Source organism: Pseudomonas sp. FW305-3-2-15-C-LB1, assembly GCF_058787615.1.
In genome coordinates, this window is the sequence record NZ_JBYSZX010000011.1 from 49,157 (window position 1) to 70,327 (window position 21,171).

Annotated in this window: 22 protein-coding genes and 2 pseudogenes; 10 read left to right on the forward strand and 14 right to left on the reverse strand. The window is 61.8% G+C overall.

The window, feature by feature from the left end; translation table 11 throughout:
* The first annotated feature begins 3 nt into the window (after positions 1-3).
* Complete coding sequence (locus AC3WP7_RS20550; RefSeq protein ID WP_093513679.1) at positions 4-1,035, forward strand: ABC transporter substrate-binding protein; 1,032 nt, start codon at positions 4-6, stop codon at positions 1,033-1,035.
* Here the strand turns inward: AC3WP7_RS20550 and nadE are convergent, their stop codons facing one another.
* From nadE to AC3WP7_RS20565, 3 genes are read right to left on the reverse strand one after another with little or no spacing between them, the layout of a single operon-like run.
* Complete coding sequence (gene nadE, locus AC3WP7_RS20555; RefSeq protein ID WP_102592835.1) at positions 1,036-1,845, reverse strand: NAD(+) synthase; 810 nt, start codon at positions 1,843-1,845, stop codon at positions 1,036-1,038.
* Position 1,846: 1 nt separating this feature from the next.
* Positions 1,847-3,064 carry a nicotinate phosphoribosyltransferase gene (gene pncB / locus AC3WP7_RS20560; RefSeq protein ID WP_071491256.1) on the reverse strand — a complete coding sequence of 406 codons (1,218 nt, stop codon included), beginning with the start codon at positions 3,062-3,064 and terminating at the stop codon, positions 1,847-1,849.
* An 11-nt stretch (positions 3,065-3,075) separates the two neighbouring features.
* Positions 3,076-3,723: a nicotinamidase gene (locus AC3WP7_RS20565; RefSeq protein ID WP_071491255.1), complete on the reverse strand. Its 648-nt coding sequence runs from the start codon at positions 3,721-3,723 to the stop codon at positions 3,076-3,078.
* A 146-nt stretch (positions 3,724-3,869) separates the two neighbouring features.
* Here AC3WP7_RS20565 and AC3WP7_RS20570 point away from each other — a divergent pair, with 146 nt between their 5' ends.
* Complete coding sequence (locus AC3WP7_RS20570) at positions 3,870-4,562, forward strand: NUDIX hydrolase (RefSeq protein ID WP_102592836.1); 693 nt, start codon at positions 3,870-3,872, stop codon at positions 4,560-4,562.
* A 63-nt stretch (positions 4,563-4,625) separates the two neighbouring features.
* Here AC3WP7_RS20570 and AC3WP7_RS20575 read toward each other — a convergent pair whose 3' ends face one another.
* Both AC3WP7_RS20575 and AC3WP7_RS20580 read right to left on the reverse strand, forming a co-directional pair.
* Positions 4,626-5,399, reverse strand: coding sequence for an L-iditol 2-dehydrogenase (locus AC3WP7_RS20575; RefSeq protein ID WP_092245798.1), 774 nt, complete (start codon positions 5,397-5,399; stop codon positions 4,626-4,628).
* 19 nt (positions 5,400-5,418) lie between these two features.
* Entirely contained in the window at positions 5,419-6,678 is a 1,260-nt protein-coding gene (locus AC3WP7_RS20580; protein WP_371914390.1) for an ABC transporter substrate-binding protein, read from the reverse strand.
* 262 nt (positions 6,679-6,940) lie between these two features.
* Between AC3WP7_RS20580 and AC3WP7_RS20585 the strand changes: the two genes are divergently transcribed.
* The 3 genes from AC3WP7_RS20585 to AC3WP7_RS20595 all read left to right on the forward strand — a co-directional run bounded on the left by AC3WP7_RS20585 (position 6,941) and on the right by AC3WP7_RS20595 (position 10,024).
* Positions 6,941-7,861, forward strand: a complete 921-nt coding sequence (locus tag AC3WP7_RS20585) for an AraC family transcriptional regulator (RefSeq protein ID WP_093126713.1) — start codon at positions 6,941-6,943, stop codon at positions 7,859-7,861.
* Between the two features lie 172 nt (positions 7,862-8,033).
* The gene (locus tag AC3WP7_RS20590; protein ID WP_071491250.1) at positions 8,034-8,981 is read left to right on the forward strand and encodes a nucleoside-specific channel-forming protein Tsx; all 948 of its coding nucleotides are present in this window, start codon (positions 8,034-8,036) and stop codon (positions 8,979-8,981) included.
* A gap of 14 nt (positions 8,982-8,995) precedes the next feature.
* Positions 8,996-10,024 carry a purine-nucleoside phosphorylase gene (locus tag AC3WP7_RS20595; protein ID WP_102592837.1) on the forward strand — a complete coding sequence of 343 codons (1,029 nt, stop codon included), beginning with the start codon at positions 8,996-8,998 and terminating at the stop codon, positions 10,022-10,024.
* A gap of 9 nt (positions 10,025-10,033) precedes the next feature.
* Here the strand turns inward: AC3WP7_RS20595 and AC3WP7_RS20600 are convergent, their stop codons facing one another.
* From AC3WP7_RS20600 to AC3WP7_RS20625, 6 genes and pseudogenes are all read right to left on the reverse strand, one after another.
* Positions 10,034-10,993 (reverse strand): quinone oxidoreductase family protein, encoded by a 960-nt coding sequence (locus tag AC3WP7_RS20600; protein ID WP_093513686.1) that lies wholly within the window; start codon positions 10,991-10,993, stop codon positions 10,034-10,036.
* Between the two features lie 30 nt (positions 10,994-11,023).
* Complete coding sequence (locus AC3WP7_RS20605) at positions 11,024-11,197, reverse strand: DUF1427 family protein (RefSeq protein ID WP_076955279.1); 174 nt, start codon at positions 11,195-11,197, stop codon at positions 11,024-11,026.
* Between the two features lie 68 nt (positions 11,198-11,265).
* A pseudogene (locus tag AC3WP7_RS20610) lies at positions 11,266-12,050 on the reverse strand (AraC family transcriptional regulator).
* A gap of 120 nt (positions 12,051-12,170) precedes the next feature.
* On the reverse strand, positions 12,171-12,341 hold the full coding sequence (locus tag AC3WP7_RS20615) for a metallothionein (protein ID WP_081049255.1): 171 nt from the start codon (positions 12,339-12,341) through the stop codon (positions 12,171-12,173).
* Positions 12,342-12,430: 89 nt separating this feature from the next.
* Positions 12,431-12,883, reverse strand: a complete 453-nt coding sequence (locus AC3WP7_RS20620; protein ID WP_092245820.1) for a DMT family transporter — start codon at positions 12,881-12,883, stop codon at positions 12,431-12,433.
* A 4-nt stretch (positions 12,884-12,887) separates the two neighbouring features.
* Positions 12,888-13,376: a DMT family transporter gene (locus AC3WP7_RS20625; protein ID WP_102592839.1), complete on the reverse strand. Its 489-nt coding sequence runs from the start codon at positions 13,374-13,376 to the stop codon at positions 12,888-12,890.
* Positions 13,377-13,492: 116 nt separating this feature from the next.
* Between AC3WP7_RS20625 and AC3WP7_RS20630 the strand changes: the two genes are divergently transcribed.
* The 3 genes from AC3WP7_RS20630 (at position 13,493) to AC3WP7_RS20640 (ending at position 15,302) form a co-directional block, all read left to right on the forward strand.
* The gene (locus tag AC3WP7_RS20630) at positions 13,493-14,425 is read left to right on the forward strand and encodes a LysR family transcriptional regulator (RefSeq protein ID WP_092246176.1); all 933 of its coding nucleotides are present in this window, start codon (positions 13,493-13,495) and stop codon (positions 14,423-14,425) included.
* Positions 14,426-14,568: 143 nt separating this feature from the next.
* Entirely contained in the window at positions 14,569-14,928 is a 360-nt protein-coding gene (locus AC3WP7_RS20635; protein ID WP_256575413.1) for a type II toxin-antitoxin system Phd/YefM family antitoxin, read from the forward strand.
* Positions 14,925-15,302, forward strand: a complete 378-nt coding sequence (locus AC3WP7_RS20640) for a type II toxin-antitoxin system VapC family toxin (RefSeq protein WP_092245829.1) — start codon at positions 14,925-14,927, stop codon at positions 15,300-15,302. Before AC3WP7_RS20635 ends, AC3WP7_RS20640 begins: the two co-directional genes overlap by 4 nt.
* A gap of 23 nt (positions 15,303-15,325) precedes the next feature.
* Here AC3WP7_RS20640 and AC3WP7_RS20645 read toward each other — a convergent pair whose 3' ends face one another.
* The 3 genes and pseudogenes from AC3WP7_RS20645 to AC3WP7_RS20655 all read right to left on the reverse strand — a co-directional run.
* The gene (locus AC3WP7_RS20645; RefSeq protein WP_092245833.1) at positions 15,326-16,648 is read right to left on the reverse strand and encodes an Nramp family divalent metal transporter; all 1,323 of its coding nucleotides are present in this window, start codon (positions 16,646-16,648) and stop codon (positions 15,326-15,328) included.
* Between the two features lie 41 nt (positions 16,649-16,689).
* Positions 16,690-18,243, reverse strand: coding sequence for a DUF726 domain-containing protein (locus AC3WP7_RS20650; RefSeq protein WP_093126682.1), 1,554 nt, complete (start codon positions 18,241-18,243; stop codon positions 16,690-16,692).
* 144 nt (positions 18,244-18,387) lie between these two features.
* Positions 18,388-18,586, reverse strand: a pseudogene (locus AC3WP7_RS20655) (type II toxin-antitoxin system RelE/ParE family toxin); the annotation flags it as partial.
* Positions 18,587-18,703: 117 nt separating this feature from the next.
* Between AC3WP7_RS20655 and AC3WP7_RS20660 the strand changes: the two are divergent.
* Positions 18,704-20,512, forward strand: a complete 1,809-nt coding sequence (locus tag AC3WP7_RS20660) for a monovalent cation:proton antiporter-2 (CPA2) family protein (RefSeq protein ID WP_071491240.1) — start codon at positions 18,704-18,706, stop codon at positions 20,510-20,512.
* A gap of 73 nt (positions 20,513-20,585) precedes the next feature.
* Positions 20,586-21,140: a DcrB/PsbP domain-containing protein gene (locus AC3WP7_RS20665; protein ID WP_093513690.1), complete on the forward strand. Its 555-nt coding sequence runs from the start codon at positions 20,586-20,588 to the stop codon at positions 21,138-21,140.
* The last annotated feature ends 31 nt before the right edge of the window (positions 21,141-21,171 follow it).

Here is a 21,171-nt window from a genome sequence, read left to right on the forward strand (position 1 = left end):
TCCATGAACCCACGTATTGCGCTGTCCTGCTTGTCCCTCGCCCTGCTCGCCTCAACGGCGCACGCCGCACCCACGCTGTACCTGGGCATGAACGGCGGCACCATGGAACGGGTGTATGCCGACAAGGTGCTACCTGCGTTCGAAAAGGCCAATAACGTCAAGGTGGTGATCGTGCCCGGCACCTCGTCGGACATCCTCGCCAAGGTCCAGGCCAACAAAGACAACCCGCAGATGCACGTGATGTTCCTCGACGACGGCATCATGTACCGCGCGATCTCCATGGGCCTGTGCGACAAACTGGCGCCGAGCCCGACCCTGGAACAGATCCCGGCCAAGGCGAAGATCAAGGACGAAGCCGTGGCCGTGACCCTCGGCGTGACCGGCCTGGGCTACAACGCCAGGATGTTCAAGGAAAAAGGCTGGGCCGCGCCCACCTCGTGGATGGACCTGGGCGACCCGCGCTTCAAGGAGAAAGTGGTGTTCCAGTCCCTGGCGTCGTCCACCTTCGGCCTGCACGGCTTCCTGATGTTCAACCGCATCCAGGGCGGCGACGAAACCAACGTGGAGCCCGGCTTCAAGGCCTGGCCAAAAACCGTCGGCCCCAATGTGCTGGAATACATCGCCAGCTCGGCAAAAATCTCCGAGATGGTGCAGACCGACGAAGCCGCGATCTTTCCTTTGACCCCAACCCAGGTCGCCACCCAGAAGCTGCTCGGCGTGCCCATGGAATACGCGCAGCCCAAGGAAGGCGCCGTGGTGCTGAACGTGGCCGAATGCGTGATCGCCCGCAATGACCAGCCAGAACTCGCGCAGAAACTCGCGGCCTTCCTGCTGACCGCCGAAGCCCAGGCACCGGCGCTGGAAGAAGGCGACCAGATTCCGTCGAACCCGACCACGCCGACCACCGACAAGACCCGTGCGCGGGTGGAAGCGATGCAGGGTTACTTGCAGACGGCAATTTCGATCGACTGGGACCAGGTGAACCAGGCGCGGCCGGAGTGGAATGCGCGGTGGAGTCGGTCGATCGAGCGTTAATCAAAGGGGCGCAATCGGCAGCGCGCGTTTGTGCGCTGTCTTGCTGTACGCGCCCTCGACAATCATCCTCACCCGCTCGCTCACCGGTTCGCCCATCAGGTAGGCGTCGATTTCTGCATACGTGCAACCGTAGGCGTGCTCGTCCAGCTTGCCCGGTACCAGCTCTTCCAGGTCGGCCGTCGGGTGTTTGTGCACCAGGTTGTCCGGTGCGCCGAGGGCTGTGGCGAGCAGGCGCACTTGGGTTTTGGTCAGGCCGGACAGCGGGGCCAGGTCGCAGGCGCCGTCGCCGAACTTGGTGAAAAAACCCATCAGCGCTTCGGCGCCGTGGTCGGTGCCGACCACCAGGCCATTGTGCAGGTTGGCCACGGCGTATTGCGCGATCATGCGCGTGCGGGCCTTGACGTTGCCCTTGATGAAATCGACATGCTCGGCGCTGGCTTCGGCGGCGGTCAGGCTGGCCATCAGGCCGTCGACGCTGGCGGCGATGTTGAGGGTGTCGATGTGGTCCGCAGTGATGAAGTCCAGGGAGGACTGGGCGTCGCGTTCATCGGCCTGGGTTTTGTAGGGCAGGCGCATGGCGATGAAGCGTGCGGCGTAACCCTCGCTGCGCAATTGCTCTGCCGCCATTTGGCACAGGCGGCCGGCGGTGAGGGAGTCGACGCCGCCACTGATGCCCAATACCAGGGCCTTGCAGCCCGAGTGGCGCAAGGTGGTCTTGATGAAGTCGATGCGCCGTTGGATTTCTTCGGGCTCGCCGCCTTGGGTCAACGCGCGATTGATGTTCAGTTCCCGTGCGATACGTTCTTGCATGTCACACCTCCACACTGCCAACGTTGAACACTTGTGCTGCGTACTGCAAAAACGAGGCGTCTTCGCAGACGTTCTTGATCGGGTCATCGGAGAACTTCACCACTGGCTCGCCGTGCACCCGCACCAGTTTCATCACGATGCTCAGCGGCTCAACGCCGTCCACATCGCAGGCCAGGCTGGTGCCCATGCCGAAGCCGAACCTGGCCTTGCCGCGCACGTGACGCAGGATCGGCAGGCATTTTTCGAAGTTCAGGCCATCGGAGAACATCAGGTCCTTGGTCATCGGGTCGATGCCCAGTTGCTTGTAGCGGGCCAACACCTTGTCGGCCCAGGCGATGGGGTCGCCGGAGTCCTGGCGCAGGCCGTCGTAGAGCTTGGCGAAGTACAGGTCGAAGTCCTTGAGGAAAAAGTCGGTGCTGATGCAGTCAGTCAGGGCGATCCCCAGGCGACCACGGTACTCGCGCACCCAGTTTTCCAGGGCGGCGTTCTGGCTCTCGCGCAGCCGGCCCAGTTGCTGGTGCACCATCAGCCATTGGTGGGCCATGGTGCCGATCAGCGGCAGGTCGAATTCGTAGGCCAGGTGCGCGTTGCTGGTGCCGACGAACTGGCCGGGGAAATCGCGGCGCATGATGTCGACCACTTCGCGCTGGGCCTTGAACGACAGGCGCCGACGAGTGGAGAAGTCCGATACACGCAGGTCGGCCAGTTCATCGCGGCTGAGGTTTTTCTCCAGCCAGTCGAACTTCTGGTAGAGCTTGCGGGTGACGTCTTCCAGGGTTACATCGGGGTATTTGTCGCGGTTGCGCAGCTCGCTGACCAACGCCAGTACCGGTTGCTCGAACATGATGCAGTGCAGCATCGGCCCGACCACGCGGATATTGAGTTGGCCGTCGACTTCACTGACGTGGATGTAGCGCAGGTTGAAACGGAACAGGCCAAGGAAGCGCTCGTAATCCGGGGTGAGGTATTCGCGAAAACGTGGGTTGAACAGGAAGCGCAACTCGCCTTCGCGCATCCGCAGGCTGGCGAGTTTCTCCAGTTCGGCACGGATTTCAGGAATCAGGTGGCCGAGCTTTTCCCTGGAGCGGACGATGAAGTTGTACTCGACATCAACGTTGGGGTACTGGTGCAACACCGCCTGCATCATGGTGAAGGTGTAGTAATCGGTGTCGAGCAACCCCTGGATCACCGGGGATTCGTAGTCGTACGCACTTTCCATGGTGTCTCTCCTTAACGCGTGGCCATTGCGGCCAGTTCTTCGCGGGTGCGGCTGATAGCGGCACCGGCCTTGAGCAACTCATTGACCGCCTGTACACCGCCCTCCTCGCTGATGCCTCGGCACGCCGGCAAGTGCAGCACCACTTCCAGGCCGGCCTTGAGCAACTGCAACGCGGTGGTCTTGACGCAGTAATCCAGGGCCAGGCCGCCGACGATCACGCGAACCACGCCTTGGGCTTTCAAATACTCGATGACGCCGGTGGACAGCTTGTCGTGCAGGTCGTGGTAGCAGGCGCCGTAGGGATGCAGGTCGGGTTCGACGCCTTTCCAGATGAAGTAGTCGTAGTCATAAGGCGTGGGCAACTCATCCAGCAGGGTGAAGCCCTCGGTGCCGGGTACACAGTGGCTGACCCAAGTGACATCGGCATGGGCCAGGCCGGTGGGTTGCAGCATGTCGCTGTGCTGCGCCACCACCCAGGGCGCGTGCGGGGTGTGGGCGTCCTTACTGCCGACACGATGGCCGGCAAGGCTGGCCATGTAGTTGAGCTCGGCGCCGATCCGGTCACCGCCGGCCACCGGCAACTCGTTGGGGCACAGCGGCGTGAAGCTCTTCTGGGCGTCGACGTCGAATGAGGCAATGGCGGTTGTCGCGAGGGTCATGGTGGTTCTCCTGTGGCCTGGAAACAAAAGTACACGTCATGTACTTTCATTGCAACAAACATTTGTGTATCTATCCTGGACTCAGTACATGACATATCTGTTCGATCCGTTAGACTGTGCCGCACTGCTGTTTAGAAGGACATCACATGCCTCGTAGCGCCTACCTCCATACCGTCGACCTGTGCGTGCTGTCTTACTGCCGCATCTCTGGCGAGCTGAAACTGCTGCTGAACCAGCGCGACGCCGAGCCCTTCGCCGGGCACTGGGCGCTGCCGGGCGTGGTGGTAAATGGCGGCGTGCAGGACCTGAGCCTCCAGGCTGCGGTGGAGCGCTTGCGGGCGAGTGACAAGGTCGGGCTGGACCTGGCCTGGAGCGAACAGGTGGGGACGGTGGGGGATGCGTTTCGCGATCCGCGCTGCTGGTCGTCGTCCACCTATTACCTGGCGATCGTGAACGAGGACGTGACGCTGGGTGAGCACCAGGGCTGGTATTCGCTGACAGCGGTGGCGAGTGGCGGCATCAAGTTGCCGTTCGATCACAACAGCATTGTGGCAGCGGTGCAGGACCGTTTGTTTTCCAAGTCGTTGTACAGCAACTTGCCGCTGATGTTTCTGGGCAATGAATTCAGCGCACCGGACGCGACCACGATTTTCTCCCTGGTGCTGGCGCGGCCGGTGTTGAAGACCAGTATTCGCCAGCGGTTGTTGAAGCTGACGGAGGCAGGGTATCTGCGCGAGACCGGGCGCAAGAAGCAGGGTGAAGGCGGCAGGCCCCAGGCGACGGTGGAGAACCTGAAGCCTGGAGAGATTTACTTCTTCGACCGCAGTTTTGCGGACTAGCCCCGAATCAACGAACAAAGAGGCTCAACTGTGGGAGGGGGCTTGCCCCTCCCACATTGGGCCCTAGTTCATCCAGTTGCCGCCATCGACATTGTAGGTCTGCGCCACCACGTAGTCGGCCTCTTTTGACGCCAGGAAGATCGCCATTCCGGTCAGGTCCTGCGCCGTGCCCATCCGTCCAAAGGGTACCTCGGCCCCTACCCGCTTCTTCTTCTCTCCCGGAGCCAGCCCTTCATGCCTGGCAAACAGCGCATCCACCCCGTCCCAGTGCTCGCCGTCCACCACACCCGGCGCAATGGCATTGACGTTGATGCCCTGCCTGATCAGGTTCAACCCAGCCGATTGCGTCAGACTGATCACCGCCGCCTTGGTCGCGCAGTAGATCGCCACCAGTGGCTCGCCGCGCCGTCCGGCCTGGCTGGCCATGTTGATGATCTTGCCGCCATGGCCCTGGCGGATCATCTGCCGCGCCGCGGCTTGCAGGGTGAACAGCGTACCGGCGACGTTGATCGAGAACAGCCGCTCGTAGCTGTCGCGGGTGATGTCGACGATGGGTGCCAAGTCGAACAGCGCAGCGTTGTTAACCAGGATATCCAGCTTGCCGGCCTGGGCCACCACGGCGGCAATCGCGCCGTCGATAGAGGCCTGGTCGGTGACGTCCATGGCCACGGCGTAGGCCTGCGGGCCCAGCTCGGCAGCCGTGGCCTGGGCCCGTTGCAGGTTGATATCGGCGATGGCGACTGTAGCGCCCTCTTCGATGTAGGCCTGGGCGAAGGCGCGGCCGATACCGCGCGCCGATCCGGTGATCAGCGCGCTTTTACCTTCCAGTCGTTTCATCAGTAGGTCCCGTCAAAAGTTACTTCGGATAGCCGGCGCGTTTCATCTCGCGCTCGGTGGTGGACTGCGCTTGCAGCAAAGCCTGGTCAACCGACATGCCACCGGTCAGAGCCGCCGAGAACAGCTTGCCGACCGAGGTGCCGATGGCCTGGAACTCGGGGATGGTCACGTACTGGATACCCACGTACGGCACCGGCTTGACGGACGGATGCGCGGGGTCGGCGTGTTTCATCATCTCCAGGGTCACCCGGGCAAACGGGGCCGCCTGCAGATACGCCTCGTTGTAGGTGGACTGGCGGGTGCCTGGCGGCACGTTGGTGATGCCTTCTTTGTCGGCCACCAGTTGGATGTAGTCCTTGGACGTCGCCCAACTGATAAAGGCCTTGGCGGCGTCCTTGTGTTTGGAAGTGGCCGGGATCGCCAGGGACCAGGCGTAGAGCCAGGACGAACCTTTATCGGTGACCTCGGTGGGCGCGGCAGCAAAGCCTACGCTGTCGGCCACTTTGCTCTGGCTTTTATCGGTGGTGAAGGAGCCGGCGACGCTGGCATCGACCCAGATTGCACATTTGCCGCTATTGAACAGCGCCAGGGTTTCGTTGAAGCCATTGCTGGACACGCCCGGCGGGCCGTACTGTTTGAGGGTGTTGACATAGAAGTTGGCGGCCGCGGTCCACTCGGGGCTGGTCAGCTCGGGCTTCCACTGCTCGTCGAACCAGCGCGCGCCGAAGGCGTTGGCCATGGTGCTGAGCAAGGCGATGTTCTCGCCCCAGCCGGCCTTGCCGCGCAGGCACATGCCGTATTGGCCCTTGTCCTTGGCGGTGAGCTTGGAAGCGAACTCACCGAGCTGGGTCCAGGTGGGGTGCGCCGGCATGCTCAGGCCCGCCTGCTGGAACAGGTCGGTGCGGTAGTAGGTGACAGTGCTTTCGCCGTAGAACGGCAAGGCATAGAGGGTGTTGTCGACCGACAGGCCCTGGCGTACCGAGGGGAAGATATCGTCGACATCGTAATCGGCCGGCAGCTGGGCCAAGGGTTCCAGCCAGTGCTTGGCGCCCCAGAGCGGGGTTTCGTAGGTGCCGATGGTCAGCACATCGAATTGCCCACCCTGGGTAGCGATGTCGGTGGTGAGGCGCTGGCGCAGCACGTTTTCTTCCAGCACCACCCAGTTGAGCGTGATGTCCGGGTGCTGGGCTTCGAACACTTTGGACAGGCGCTGCATGCGGATCATGTCGCTGTTGTTGACCGTGGCGATGGTGACGGTGTCGGCGGCGTGGCTGGGCATGGCCAGCGCCAGGCCGGACAGCAGGAACAACACTTGCGGGAGCTTGAACATGGCGGTTTCCACCTGTTGTTTTTGTTGTTGAGCGCCGATTACAGCAGCTTGGCCAGGCCCTCACAAACCCGTGGCGGATGCTCGACTGGTACTTTTTTAACCCGGGCGTGCGAGTTAAAAAAGTATCAGTGCCGGACGCAAGCGCGGGTAGCGCCCGAACGCCCGAAGCGCGTATTTTGAAGCGATTACAAGAACCCCAAGAAGTCCGCTCATGCCCATCAGCCGTGCCACACTGTTCGAGCACCGCCCCGCCGAACTGGAAGTGATCCTGCCCGAGCCGGACCACTGTTTCCGCTGGTTCGAACACGACTACCCCTACGACCTGGCGCGTTGGAACCACCACCCCGAATTCGAAATCCACCTGATCCGCCAAGGCAGCGGCAAACTCGTAGCGGGCGACTACATCGGTGCATTCAGCGCCGGGCATGTCGCACTGATCGGCCCCGACCTGCCCCACGACTGGATCGGCGAACTGGCCCCCGGCGAATACCTGAGCGGCCGCGACGTGGTGCTGCAATTCGACGGCGCCGCCCTCCTCGCCCTGCGCAACACCCTGCCGGAGCTGGGCGACCTGCAGCCGTTGTTCGAACAGGCTCGCCGTGGCCTGGAGTTCACCGGGGACACGGCGCTGCACGCCGCCCACCTGATGGAAGCCATCGGCAACGCCCAGGGCCTGCAACGCTTGATCCTGTTCCTGCAATTGCTCGACACCCTGAAAAACGCCCCGCCCCAGCAGGCCAAGGCCCTGGCCAGCCCCTGCTACGCGCCGACCCTGGATGCACGCAGCGCCGAACGCATCAACAAGGCATTCGACTATTTGATGCGCGAGCTGACCGGCGACGTGCGCCTGTCGGTGATCGCACAACAGTTGGAGATGAGCGAACCGGGCTTTTCGCGCTTCTTCAAGCGCAACACCGGCCACGGCTTTATCGACCTGATGCGCAAGTTCCGGGTGCAGCGCGCCTGTCGGCTGTTGCTGCAAAGCGATATGTCGGTGGCGGACATCTGCTTTGAAGTGGGCTACGCCAACCTGTCGAATTTCAACCGGCACTTTCGCATCGAGATGAACCAGACGCCGAGTGACTATCGACGGCAAACCGCGACGCACCTGTTCCACCGCATCGAAAAATGACACCCGGTCAATTCTGACCAAAAGGTCGACTAATCCTGTTTTTTTCCAAGCTGATCAATCGATTGAGCAAAGTTGGTACAGCCTGTGCAAACGTTTGCGGTACGAACTTGGCGACCAAGTTCACCTCTACCCGAAGAATCGGGTTCAAACCGCGTACGAATAGGGATTTTCAATGCATTCCACCTCAAGGCGTCCTACCTGCTTTGGTGTTTCCTTGCTACTGACCGCCGTTACGGGACTACTCAGCGCGCCCGTTTTGGCGCAGGAAAAACCCGTCGATGACTCAGCACAGGGCGAAACCCTCAGCCCGGAAGCCAACCCGGCGAAAAAAGGCGTGTACCTGTCGGATTGGTTCAACCAGGACCTGACGCTGATCGGCAGCAAAGACATCAGCTTCGGCCCCAAGCCGCAGGATGACGTGTACCTGGAGTACGAGTACTTCGGCCGCAAGGGGCCTTTCGAGTTGTACGGCTATATCGACGTGCCGAAGATCCTCACCATCGGTAACAGTAATGACAAGGGTGTGTGGGACCATGGCTCGCCGGTGTTCATGGAGCATGAGCCGCGGATTTCCATCGACTACCTGGCGGGCCGCAGCCTGGCCATCGGGCCGTTCAAGGAATGGTACGTGGCCTTCGACTGGATCTACGACCACGGCAGCAACAAGGCCAACCGCGCCAATACGCTGTACAGCGGCCTGGGCACCGATATCGACACCCACTCGCGGGTCAACCTGTCGGCCAACTTCTACGGGCGTTACCAGTGGGAAAACTATGGCGCCAGCAACGAATATTCCTGGGACGGCTACCGTGCGCAAATGAAGTACATCGTGCCGATCGGCAAATTCGATAACGGTGCTTCACTGACCTACATCGGCTTTACCAACTACGATTTTGGCTCGGACCTGCACAAGGACAACCCTGCACGCACCGCCAACTCGCTGGTGGCCACCAACGTGCTGCTGTATTCGTTTACCCATCTGCGCTTCACCCTGGTCGGCCGTTACTTTCATAACGGCGGCAACTGGGAAGACGGCAGCGAGTTGAATTTCGGCGAAGGCAATTTCCGCGCCCGCTCGGACGGTTGGGGTTACTACGCCGGCGTGGGCTATCAATTCTGATCAAGGAGCTTTAGATGAACGCATTGACCCGTCTCTCAATGGCCATTGGCCTGACCGTTCTATCCCAGGTAGTGCTGGCCGATGCACCCGCGCCGATCAAGCCCAAGGTGATGCTGATCACCATGTTCGCCCCTGAGGCGCAAACCTGGATCGACCGCCTGGAACTCAAGCAGGAAGTGCGCGTACCGGGCCTGTCCGCCGAGTATCCGGTGATCCGCTGCAATACCCGGGATGTGTGCCTGCTGGTCACCGGCATGGGCCAGACCAACGCCGCGGCTTCCACCCTGGCATTGGCCCTGTCGCCCAAATTCGACCTGCGCCAAAGCTATTTCCTGATCGCCGGGATCGCCGGTATCAGCCCCAAGCACGGCACGATCGGCACCGCCGCGTGGGCGCATTACCTGGTGGAATTCGGCACCCAATGGGAGCTGGATTCACGGGATGCGCCGAAGGATTGGCCGACCGGCTATCTCGGCATCAACACAAAGGGCCCCAACGAAAAACCACCGCTGGACTACAAGACCGAAGTGTTTGAGCTGAACCCCAAATTGCAGGCCAAGGCGTTTGCCCTGTCACAGAAGGTCGAGCTGACGGAAAGCAAGGAATCCAGCGCCTGGCGCAAACACTACCCGGCCGCGCCGGCCAACCAGCCGCCACAAGTTACGCGCTGCGACACCCTGGCGGGCAACACCTGGTTCTCCGGCACGCGTTTGAGCGAGCGCGCCGAGGTGTGGACCAAGCTGCTGACCGACAACAAAGGCGAATACTGCACCACGCAGCAGGAAGACAACTCCACCTATGAAGCGCTGCTGCGCGCCAGCCGCGAAGGTTTGGTGGACATCCAGCGCCTGGCGGTGGTGCGGGCCGGTTCGGATTTCGACCGGCCGTACCCGGGCTACAGCGAAGTGGATAACCTGTTGAAGTACGCGGACCAGGGCGGTTTTGTCCCGGCGCTGGAGAACCTGTACCGCACGGGCAACCCGCTGGTACAGGCGATCCTCAACAACTGGTCGGCCTGGGAAAAAGGTGTTCCCGAGGCATGACCGTCAGGATCAGGGCAGGAAGATGAGCTTGTCTGCGCTGCCCTGGTTCACCTCTTCGAAGCACTGCACCCCATCGGCCAGCGCGACTTCACGCAGGCCGGTGGGCAGCGGTAACAAGCCTTCATCGAAGAACCGCCCGAACTGCTCCAGCATCACCGCGCACTGCTCGCAGTTGTAGAGCAACGAATTGATCCCCACCACCGAACCGCCCTTGCGGTACAACGCCAGGGCCGGCAGTTGTACATGGCCGTCCACCGGTGCGGCGATAATGGCGATGCGGCCGAACGGTGCCAGGCCTGCCACGGCGGCGGGCAGCCAGAAACCGGTGGTGTCGAAGATCACATCCGCACCGCCCTTGAACACGGCGTTGACGTGCGCGCCCAGGTCTTCCGGCTTGCCCAGGACAATCGCGGCGAAGCCCTGGCTCTGCAAGACTTCAACCTGTTCCGGGCGACGTACGGCGGCCAGCACCTGGGCGCCACGGATCTTCGCCAGGGCCAGGGTCGCACTGCCCACCGCGCCATTGGCGCCGATCACCAGCAGGCGTGTGCCCTGGGTCACGCCACTGCGCTCCAGTGCATCCCAGGCGGTGGTGTACGGCACACCAAGGCTCGCGGCCTGGGCGAAACTCAGGTGGGTAGGCTTATGTGCCACGCCCTTGGCCGACACGGTGAGGTACTGGGCATGGGAGCCGTCGGCAAAAAAGCCCAGGTCACGGCCGGTGCCCCACACCTCCTGGCCGACCAGCGCCTGCGGACCTTCAACCACAACCCCGGCGAAATCACGGCCGGGGATGCGCGGCAAGGTGGTATAGGGAAAACGACCGAGCACGTTTTTGACGTCGCTGGGGTTGAGGCCAGCAGCCCTGATCTGGACCAGCACTTCACCCACGGCCGGCACCGGGGTGGCGACGTCGACAAAGCGCAGGTTGTTGAGGTCGCCGGTGGCAGTAAATTGCAGTGCTTTCATGGCCAATATCCATCGAAGAGAAAAAAGAGATCAGGAGAACCAGGTGCCCACCAGCTGCCGCCCCATGGGCCAGAGCTTTTCACCCAGCAACATGCCCATCAGGCCGATCAGGGCGATGGCCGGCGGTGCGGGCGAGCGGAAGTCGAGGGCGCCGTAGATCACGCCGACAAACAGGCCGATGGCCAGGGAAATGAGGTAGTTCATGGGGCAGCGCCTTGTGGGTGGATGCGCTCAGTGTAGAGAGCACCAGCCTGAAGCATCGGCCAAGTGCTTCAGGATTTCGGCCAACCCCTCAGCCCACGTATTGCGAGGGCGCCACACCGAGTTCACGCCGGAACATGTCGCTGAAACTGCTGGGCGAATACCCCAGGGAGCGCGCGATGGCGCTGACCGACTGGCCCTGGATCAACTCTGCCACCGCCGTGGCCAGTTGCACCTGGCGGCGCCATTCGGCAAAGCCCATGCCCAGGTGGGTCTGGAACAGCCGCGCCAGGGTGCGCACACTGGCGCCAGCGGCTTCGGCATGCTGCTCGAAAGGGATCTCCAGGGACGGCGCAGCCATGACCGCCTGACAGGCATTGATCAGCCGGCGGTCGGCCTCCACCGGCATGGCGATGCGAATCGGCGAGCGACGCGCCCGTTGCAGCTCCAGCAAGGCCAGGCTGACCAGCGCGTCGTAGTAAGCCACCTCACCGTTGTCGCCCTCGTCCACCAACGTGACGATCAGCTCGCGCAACAACCCACCGACTTCGATCACCTGCACCTGGCTGTCCAGCGTTGCCGCCAGGGCCGGGCGCAGGTAGATATTGCGCATCTGCAAGTCCGAGACCACGCGGATACCATGCTCCACGCCGGGCGGCAGCCATACGGCACGCTGTGGCGGCACCACCAGCGCTTCCTGCGGGGTGTCGACCCACATCACGCCGCTCATGGCATAGAGCAACTGGCCCCAGTCGTGGCTGTGGGGCTCAATGTAGAGCCCACGCGGATAGGTGCGCGCCAAAGGTTGCACGGGAACGGCAGGATCACTGAGGTCAGGCGGCGCGGCCAGGGCCATGGGATGCACATCATTCGAAGGAGAGTCGCTATGGTAATCACCGCCGCACGACAATCCGAGTGATTTTTGCGGCCCGCAAACCGTGTGGGAGCACGCATGCTCCCACCGGTTCAAACACCGCTAGCCTTTGGCAGACTTGGCACATTCACACCCCGTCGCAGCCGCACACGGCTCACCATGGGCATGGTGCTCGGCACAGCCCTGGCAGCAATAGCCCTTGCCGTCCTTCATGACCGCATCAGGTCCCAGCACGCATTTGCAGTGTGGGCAGGCACAGGTTTTATCTGGCATGGTCAGACTCCTTCTTCATGGTCGTCCCGGTGCGGCGGACGCCGACACCTTAAGCAGTGACTGCGGCCCGCCTTCGTTGGTTCAAGCCATCAGTCGGTGCGGGTATTGCTGCGATACATGAACACCAGCGCCAACGCCAGGCAGGCCATCGCCACGATGCGGCCGCTCGACAGCTCGATGGCCGGGTTGCCCAGCCAGCCGAAGTTGTCGATCAGCATGCCCATGCCCAATTGGCCGACGATCACCGCGACGGTGGCAACGGCCGTGCCGACCACCGGCACCGCGCCGACCATCACCATCATGTACACCACACCGAACAACGCACCGGTCAGTTGCCATTTCGGCACGTCCAGCAGGCTCACCGCCTGGACGGGTTCAAAGAAGAAAATCATTAACGCGGTGACAATCGCCCCCACCGAGAACGTCACCAGGCTGCCACGCAACACCCCCACCGCCTGGCCCAGGCGACCGTTGATCGCCGCTTGCACGCTCAACACCGCACCTGCGGCGACCACCACTACCAGTAACAGAATCAGATTCATCGCCTTAACCTCGTGCAATCAGAACAAGTGCCACCACAATCAGCGCCAGGGCAATCCAGCGTTCGCCATTGACCCGCTTGCGCGCCGAGCCGAACCAGCCGAAATGGTCGATCAGCACGCTCTTGCCGACCTGCCCGGACAAAATCGCGATCATGGTCATCGCAATACCGATGTGCGGCGTGGCCAGGGTCAGCACGACCACGTAGATCGGTCCCAGGAAACCGCCGATCAGCTGCCAGCGCGGCAGTTCGGAGAGCGCCGGGCCCTTTTGCGGGCCACTGAACAACAGCAGCAGATACAGGATCGCCGAGCCCACCCCGAAAATGCTCAGGGTCGCCCACAAGTGGCCGACCTGCACACCCAGCGGGCCGAGCAACCCGGCTTCTACCGACAGGCCCATGCCGGCCAGTATCACCAGCGGCAGCAACAGCAACCTCAGGACGTTTTTTTTCGGCCTGGCTTGCGCCACACCCTCGATGGAACTTGCTTGCATACATCACCCGCGCTCAAGAAAGGAAACATGGCGCGCATTATCCGGTGGCCGTGCTGTGCGATAAATGGGAGCATGTCGACAACACCTTTGCGCAAAACGCACAGCCTGGAGACATGATGCAAGGCTTGAATGAATTGAGTTTCAAGGCGCTGCGCCTGTTCGTGGCCGTTCTGGACCTGGGCAGCTTCTCCGAAGTGGCTCGCCGCGAAGGCCTGGCACCCTCCTCTATCTCCCGGCAGATACAGCTGATGGAACAGGCCCTTGGCCAACAGTTGCTGTACCGTCACACCCGCGCGGTCAGCCCCACCGAAGCCGGTCGGCTGCTGGGGCGGCATGCGCGGTTGATGCTGGAACAACTGGAAGCCGCCGGCCAGGCGTTGCAGGAACAGGAAAGCGAGCCCAGCGGCCTGGTGCGCATCAATGCACCCATGGTATTCGGCCAGCGTCACCTGTCACCGTGGCTGGGCGAATTGTGCCGACGCTATCCGAAGCTGCAACTGGACATCCAGCAGACCGACACCTACGTCGACCCACTGCAGGACGGTACCGACCTGCTGTTCCGCATCGGCGTGCTCAACGATTCCAGCATGCAGGCCCGCATCTTCGCGCCCCAACGCTTTCGCATCGCCGCCAGCCCCGCCTACCTGGCCCGGCATGGCACCCCGCAGCACCCCGACGAGCTGAGCAACCATCAATGCCTGGCCTACAAAGGCATCACCGGCCAGCAGCGCTGGTTCTTTCGCAAGGGCCAGGGCGACTGGACGCCCTACAGCGTCAAGGGCCCGATCACCGGCAACCATGCCGACACCTTGACCCATGCCGCCGAGCAAGGGCTGGGGCTGGTGGTGTTTCCCTCCTGGTTGATCGGCGAAGGCTTGCGCGCAGGCACGTTGCAGGCGGTGCTGACCGACTATGAAGTGGCGACAACCCTGGAACCGCAGCAGATTGCGGCACTGTGGCCGGGCAGCCGGCGCTTGTCGCTGAAGGTGCGGACGGTGATTGATTATTTTGTGGAGTGTTTTGGGGGGGTGCCGTATTGGGATCGGTGAGCAAAGAGGCTCGGGAGAAACATCGCCACATCAGGAATTTTCTTACAGGAGGAAGTAGTTCCATTCTGTTTTTCCGGGCCAGTATTCTTCTGGCCAAGCCTTATACGGCAGACTTTTGCGATATCTTCCTTTAGAGAACTGCCATGAAAGTCACGTATCACAAACCATCGCGATCTGAGCGTGCCGCGTCCGCCAGTGGTCTGGCCGTCTTTGATAGCGCACCCAGTTTTGGCTATATTTGGCCAAAATATGGGGATAACCAGATGATCACAGTTCCTTTGGGCGAAGCGAAAAACAATCTGTCAAAACTGGTGGATGAGGCCGCTGCGGGCAAGGTCATCACCATAGCCAAACATGGACGTGCGATGGCACAGCTTGTGCCCATGGGGAAATCCAAGGGTCGCAGAATCGGTGCCATGAAAGGCAGGTTCATCATTCCCGAAGACTTCGACGCACCTTTGCCTGACGATCTGCTGGATGCCTTCGAAGGCAAGCCTGCATGAGAGTGCTGTTGGACACCCACATTCTGCTTTGGACCCTGACGGAAGACCCCAGGCTATCCGGCAAAGCCAGGAAGCTGATTGAGAATGCCGCAGAGGTCTACATCAGCGCTGCGACATTCTGGGAGATGGCAATCAAGGTCGGCCTGGGGAAACTCGCTGTCGATCTGGATGAAATCCGTGAGTACTGCCTGGAAAGCGGATTTGTCGAGCTGCCCGTCACCTCGGAACATGCCATCGCGGTCAAGGATCTCGAACACCATCACAAGGACCCTTTTGATCGGCTCATCGTAGCGACAGCCATGAGCGAACCCATGAGGCTATTGACGGCCGATCCAGGCATCGCCCAATACACGTCCTTGGCGATCCTGGTCTAACTCATCTCGACGACAGCACCACCTCAACCAAACACCCACTGCCCAATCAACCAGGCATTCGCCCCACTGATCAGCGCAAACAGAAACCACGCCAGCAACCGCGTTGGTAGCCGATTCACGAATGGCCCCATCAGCTGTTTATCGCCGGTCATGCGGATCAACGGATACAGCGCGAACGGCAACTGCAGACTGAGGACCACCTGGCTGAGGATCAGCAATTTGCCGATGGCATCGTCGCCCATCAGCCATACCCCCACAAACGCCGGAATCAGCGCCAACCCACGGGTGATAAGACGACGTTGCCAGCAGGGGATGCGCAGGTTGAGGTAGCCCTCCATGATCACCTGCCCAGCGATGGTGCCGGTAAAGGTAGAGCTTTGCCCGGACGCCAACAGCGCAATACCGAACAAGATGCTGGCAAAGGCACCGCCCACCAGCGGGTCGAGCAGGTGGTAGGCGTCCTGGATTTCGACCACTTCAGTGTGGCCGGTCTTGTGGAAAGCGGCGGCGGCTAGAATCAGGATCGCGGCGTTGACCAGCAGCGCCAGGGCCAATGAACCGATGGTGTCGATACGCGCCAGCTTGACCGCATCCACTTTGCTGGCGAGGTCCTTGCCGATCAGGCGGGTTTGCACGATGGAGCTGTGCAGGTAGAGGTTATGGGGCATTACGGTGGCCCCGAGGATACCGATGGCCAGATACAGCGGCGCCGCGTCGCTGATGGCCGAGAGTGACGGGGCGAAACCACCGAACACGTCCGGCCAGTACGGCTTGATCAGCACCAGTTCGATAAAGAAACACACGCCGATGGTCGCCACCAGCGCCAGCATGATCGCTTCCAGGCGCCTGAAACCCCGGTTTTGCAGGGCCAGGACCAACAGCGTGTCAAAGGCGGTGATCACAATGCCGGTGGTCAGCGATACCCCCAGCAGCAAGTGGAATGCCAGGGCACAGCCCAACACTTCGGCAAGGTCGGTGGCAATGATGGAGATTTCCGCCAGCACCCATTGGGTACGAGCGGAACCCTTGCTGTAGCGCTCACGGCACAGCTGCGCCAGGTCTTTGCCGGTGGCGATGCCCAGCCGCGAGCACAGGCACTGCACCGCCATCCCGGCCAGGCTGGCCAGCAACACCACGAACAACAGGCTGTAGCCGTAGCGCGAACCGGCCTCGATGGCCGTGGCCCAATTGCCCGGGTCCATATAGCCGATGGAGACCAGCAAGCCAGGGCCGGCGAACATCAACATGCGCTTGAAGAACGAGGCCTTAGGGTCAACGGCAACGGAGCCGGCCACTTCCGGCGGGCAGAACGGGGCGGTAGCAATTTTCGGCAGGCTGAATTTCACGCGGTATCCCAGGCAAACATACAAGACAAGGATGCAGCTTATCAGTCGGACACGACCGTGCGCATCACCGTGTCCCGTGGCAGGTCGAATGCCTCCACCACCTGCACCACCAGGTCCATCTCCTGGTTCAGCGCTTCACGCTCCATGCGCTGGCGAATCACGCCGATCACCAGCACGGCCAACGTTGTGATCGAATACGCCGGGCCGGAAAATGCTCGCATGCCGCTCACCACCAGCATCGCCGCCGCCAACGCCTGGCCCACCACCGGGATTGCCGTGGCCGCGCCACGGCGCAGGATAAAACCGGTGAGCCCGGCCAACGCCGTGCCGCTCAACGCGGTGGCAGCCGAACGGCCTACGTCAAAACGGCTGAACAAGCCCTGCTCCTTTTGCGCGGCAGCCTTGAGTTCTGCGTCGAATACCTGTCGGTCCGCGTTGCTGAGTTTGTCCTTGTACCGTTCGATAAGCTTCTCGGCAACCCGGGCTTCGAGGTCGGCCAGCGCGACAGTATCGAGCGGCTCGTCGAACTTGATCCCCAGCCGCTGCGCCACATCTTCGGCGATCTGGCGGTAACCCACACCATGCCCACGGGCCAGGTTCATGAAGCTGTCGCCGCCCATGCGTTGCAGCTCAACAGCCAACTTGAGCGGCTCGCGCACCGTGGCGTCTATCGATGCACTGCGCTTTTGCGCCATCAATTCGGCGAGGAACTTCAACTCTTCCGGCCGGGCCTGCACCAGCGCCGGGAACAAATCGATGTCCTCCTCGGCAAAACGTACTTCAGCACTGCGCTGGTCAGAGCGGATCATGCCGCGCCGTTCATGCAGCAGGTCGGTGTACTGCACCACCGTCTGCAACTGCGGCCAATAGGCGGCGTGATCGAAAGTCGCCAGGTGCACGTTGGTGACCTTGGCCTTGAGCGCCGGTGTCACCGGGATTGCATAACGGCCGATACAGCGTTCGGTGTCCGGCTTTATGGCCAAGGCCCAGTCCTTGCTGGAGTGGCAGTTGATCACTCGCCCCTTGAGCGGCGCCGACACCACGTCCCACGGGCTCGACGTGCAGATCGCCCCGCCCATCAACAACAGGTTGTCCAACGGCAGCTCACGGGCGGTTTCGGGGCTGGCGAGCAAGCTCTTGACCAGGATCCGCGCACCCAGGGAATGGCCGATCAGGTTGATACGCCGTACATCAAGGGATTCACCGTGCAGGTAGTTGGCCAGTTCCGGCAACAGGCTTTTGGCGACTTCGTCCACCCGCGCCTCGACGCTTTTGTAGTGATCGAGAAAATAGGCAATCGCCTTGCCCACCCCGACGGTCGCCGCGCCCAGGCTGCCGCCGCCCAGCACTGCGCCAATCACCTCCTTGAAGGGTGCAAACAGATTTTCCAGGAAATGCCCGGCCGGCCAGAACAGCATCAGGTTGGTCGAACCTTCGATACTCGCCAACTGCTCCTTGAAGCCACCCAGTTGTTGCCGATTGAAGAACGCCGAATAACCGTGAACATAGAGATTGAGCACATCGCCCTGAGGCTCGCCGCACAGTACGAAGGTGGGCTTGCGGGTGCGGTGCATTTCATCCCACTGGTGCTGCATGGGGCAGTGACTCCTGGCGACAAGGGACGGCGATAGTAACAAAGGACGAGGCTCATCGCCGTACCGCTGAGGGAAAAGGCGCCCGGTTGGCAGTAGGGTTGTATCGCCGGCCAGTGAACCTCGCACCGGTCGGGCAAGTTGCGGTCATGCAAGGCGATTAATAACCAGATAACACAAACCCCTGCACGTGCCGGGCTTTTGCAATGTTTCCAAATGCACGTCATATAGCTTTTCTGCCATCGGGACGTGTTCCTCATACCATCGGTGTCGCCCTGTCTTGTCTCCACCGATCAGCAACAACGCACATCGGCGGATCAAAGGCATACAACACGCGAAGCGCTCGGAACCTTGAAAAATACTGCGTGTTCCCCCTCCTGCGCCGCAAAAACACAATTATCCATATGTAAAAAGCGCTCTAATACCCGCCTGTTGATTGGTTTTGAAGATCCTGGAGTTCCCAATGCCCCATGAAGGCAACCTGTTACAAGCAGCCGTGGTGTTCCTGCTCGCCGCCGTGCTGACCGTGCCCCTGGCCAAACGCCTGCAACTGGGCGCGGTGCTGGGCTATCTGTTCGCCGGTGTGATCATCGGCCCCTCGGTGCTCGGCCTGATCGGCAACCCGCAAAGCGTCGCGCAGTTCTCCGAGCTGGGTGTGGTGTTGCTGCTGTTCATCATCGGCCTGGAACTGTCACCCAAGCGTCTGTGGGTGATGCGCAAGGCGGTGTTCGGCGTCGGCCTGGCGCAGGTGCTGCTCACCGGCCTGGTAATGGGCGTGGTGGCGTTGTGGCTGTTTGGCCAGTCGTGGAACAGCGCTATCGTGCTGGGCCTGGGCCTGGCGCTGTCGTCTACTGCCTTCGGCCTGCAAAGCCTGGCCGAGCGCAAGGAGCTGAACCAGCCCCACGGTCGCCTGGCCTTTGCCATCCTGCTGTTCCAGGACATCGCCGCGATCCCGCTGATCGCCATGGTGCCGCTGCTGGCCGGCAGCGATCACCCGACCACCGAGGCCCAGGGCCTGCAACACGTACTGCAGATCCTCGGCAGCATCGCCGTGGTGATCATCGGCGGACGCTACCTGTTGCGACCGGTGTTTCGCATCGTGGCCAAGACCGGCCTGCGTGAAGTATCCACCGCCACCGCGCTGCTGGTGGTGATTGGTACGGCGTGGTTGATGGAATTGGTGGGCGTGTCCATGGCCCTCGGCGCCTTCCTCGCCGGCCTGCTGCTGGCGGACTCGGAGTACCGCCACGAACTGGAATCGCAGATCGAGCCATTCAAGGGCCTGCTGCTGGGGCTGTTCTTCATCAGCGTGGGCATGGGCGCCAACCTCAGCCTGTTGCTCAGCTCGCCGCTGGTGGTGATTGGCCTGACGCTGCTGTTGATAGGCCTGAAATTGCCGCTGCTGTATGCCGTGGGCCGCATGGTGGGTGACCTCAATCGCGAAAGCGCCCTGCGTCTGGGCGTGGTGCTGGCGGCCGGGGGTGAATTTGCCTTCGTGGTGTTCAAGATCGGCCGCGACCAGGGCCTGTTCGAACCGCACCTCTACGACGTACTGGTATTGACCATCACCCTGTCCATGGCGGTGACGCCGCTGTTGCTGCTGGTGTGTCCGAAGCTGTTCAAGCCCAAGGCCAAGCCGGTGGAAGTGCCCGAGGAATATCGCACCATCGAAAGCGATGCGCCACGCGTGGTGATCGCCGGCATGGGCCGTATGGGCCAGATCGTGGCGCGGATCCTGCGGGCACAGAACATCTCGTTCATCGCCCTGGACACCTCGGTGGAAACCATTGAGCTGACCCGCAGCTTCGGCGGCATGCCGGTATTCTACGGCGACCCGCAACGCCCCGAGATCCTGCACGCGGCCAAGGTCGACCAGGCGGAGTTCTTCGTGATCGCCATGGACGACCCGGAGATCAACATCAAGACCGCCGAGTTGGTGCGCAACCTCTACCCGCACATGCAGATCATCGCCCGTGCACGTAACCGCCAGCACGTGCACCGCCTGGTCGACCTGGACGCCTCGCCGGTTCGCGAGACCTTCTATTCCAGCCTGGAAATGAGCCGCCGCACCCTGGTGGGCCTCGGCTTGAGCCAGGCCCAGGCCGATGCGCGCATCACCCGCTTCAAGAACCACGACCTGCAAGTGCTGGCCGCGCAACACGCGGTGTACGACGACGCGGCCAAGGTGATGCAGACCGCCCAGGAGGCACGGGCAGAACTGGCGCGGCTGTTTGAGATGGATCGACTTGAGGAAGAGTCCGACAAGCTGTGAGGCTGCCAATGAACGAGATTGCGATTTTTCTGACAGAATACGCCGCAATTTCGTTCATCCCCTGGAGCGCTTCATGGCCACTTTCACCAAGACCGCCGTCCTGCTGGCCCTCGCGCTGACCGCCGGCAGCGTGTTTGCCGCGTCCAAGCCGACCACGCAAACCATCTCCACCCTGGGCGGCAAGTTCACCTTCAACTTGCCCAAGGCCTACGCCGCCGACACCCTGCCGGCAGGCAAGGCCGAGGATGGCACTGCCGATACCCAAGGCACGATGTACGCCAACCAGACCACGAAAAGCGTGGTGATCGTCGCCGAAACCGTGCGCAACGATGGGCTGAGCATTGGGGATAACGACGCGAAATTCCTGGACGGCGCCGTAGCCGGCTTCGTCAAGGACCAGAGCGCCGCCCTGCCGGACTTCAAGAAACAGAGCGAAAAGAAGCTGAACTTCAAGGGCCTGGGCCTACGCCAGGTAGACAGCACCGCCACCCAGGGTGGCGGCAAGACGCTGAACTCCACGTTCCTGGGCGGTTCGGGCAACCACCTGCTGGTGATCCAGGCAATCTCGCGGGCCGATGACGCAAAGGGGCATGCCGCGCTGGTGAGGCAGATTACCGGCGGGAAATAACAGTCTTCCAGACAACCCGATCCACATGTGG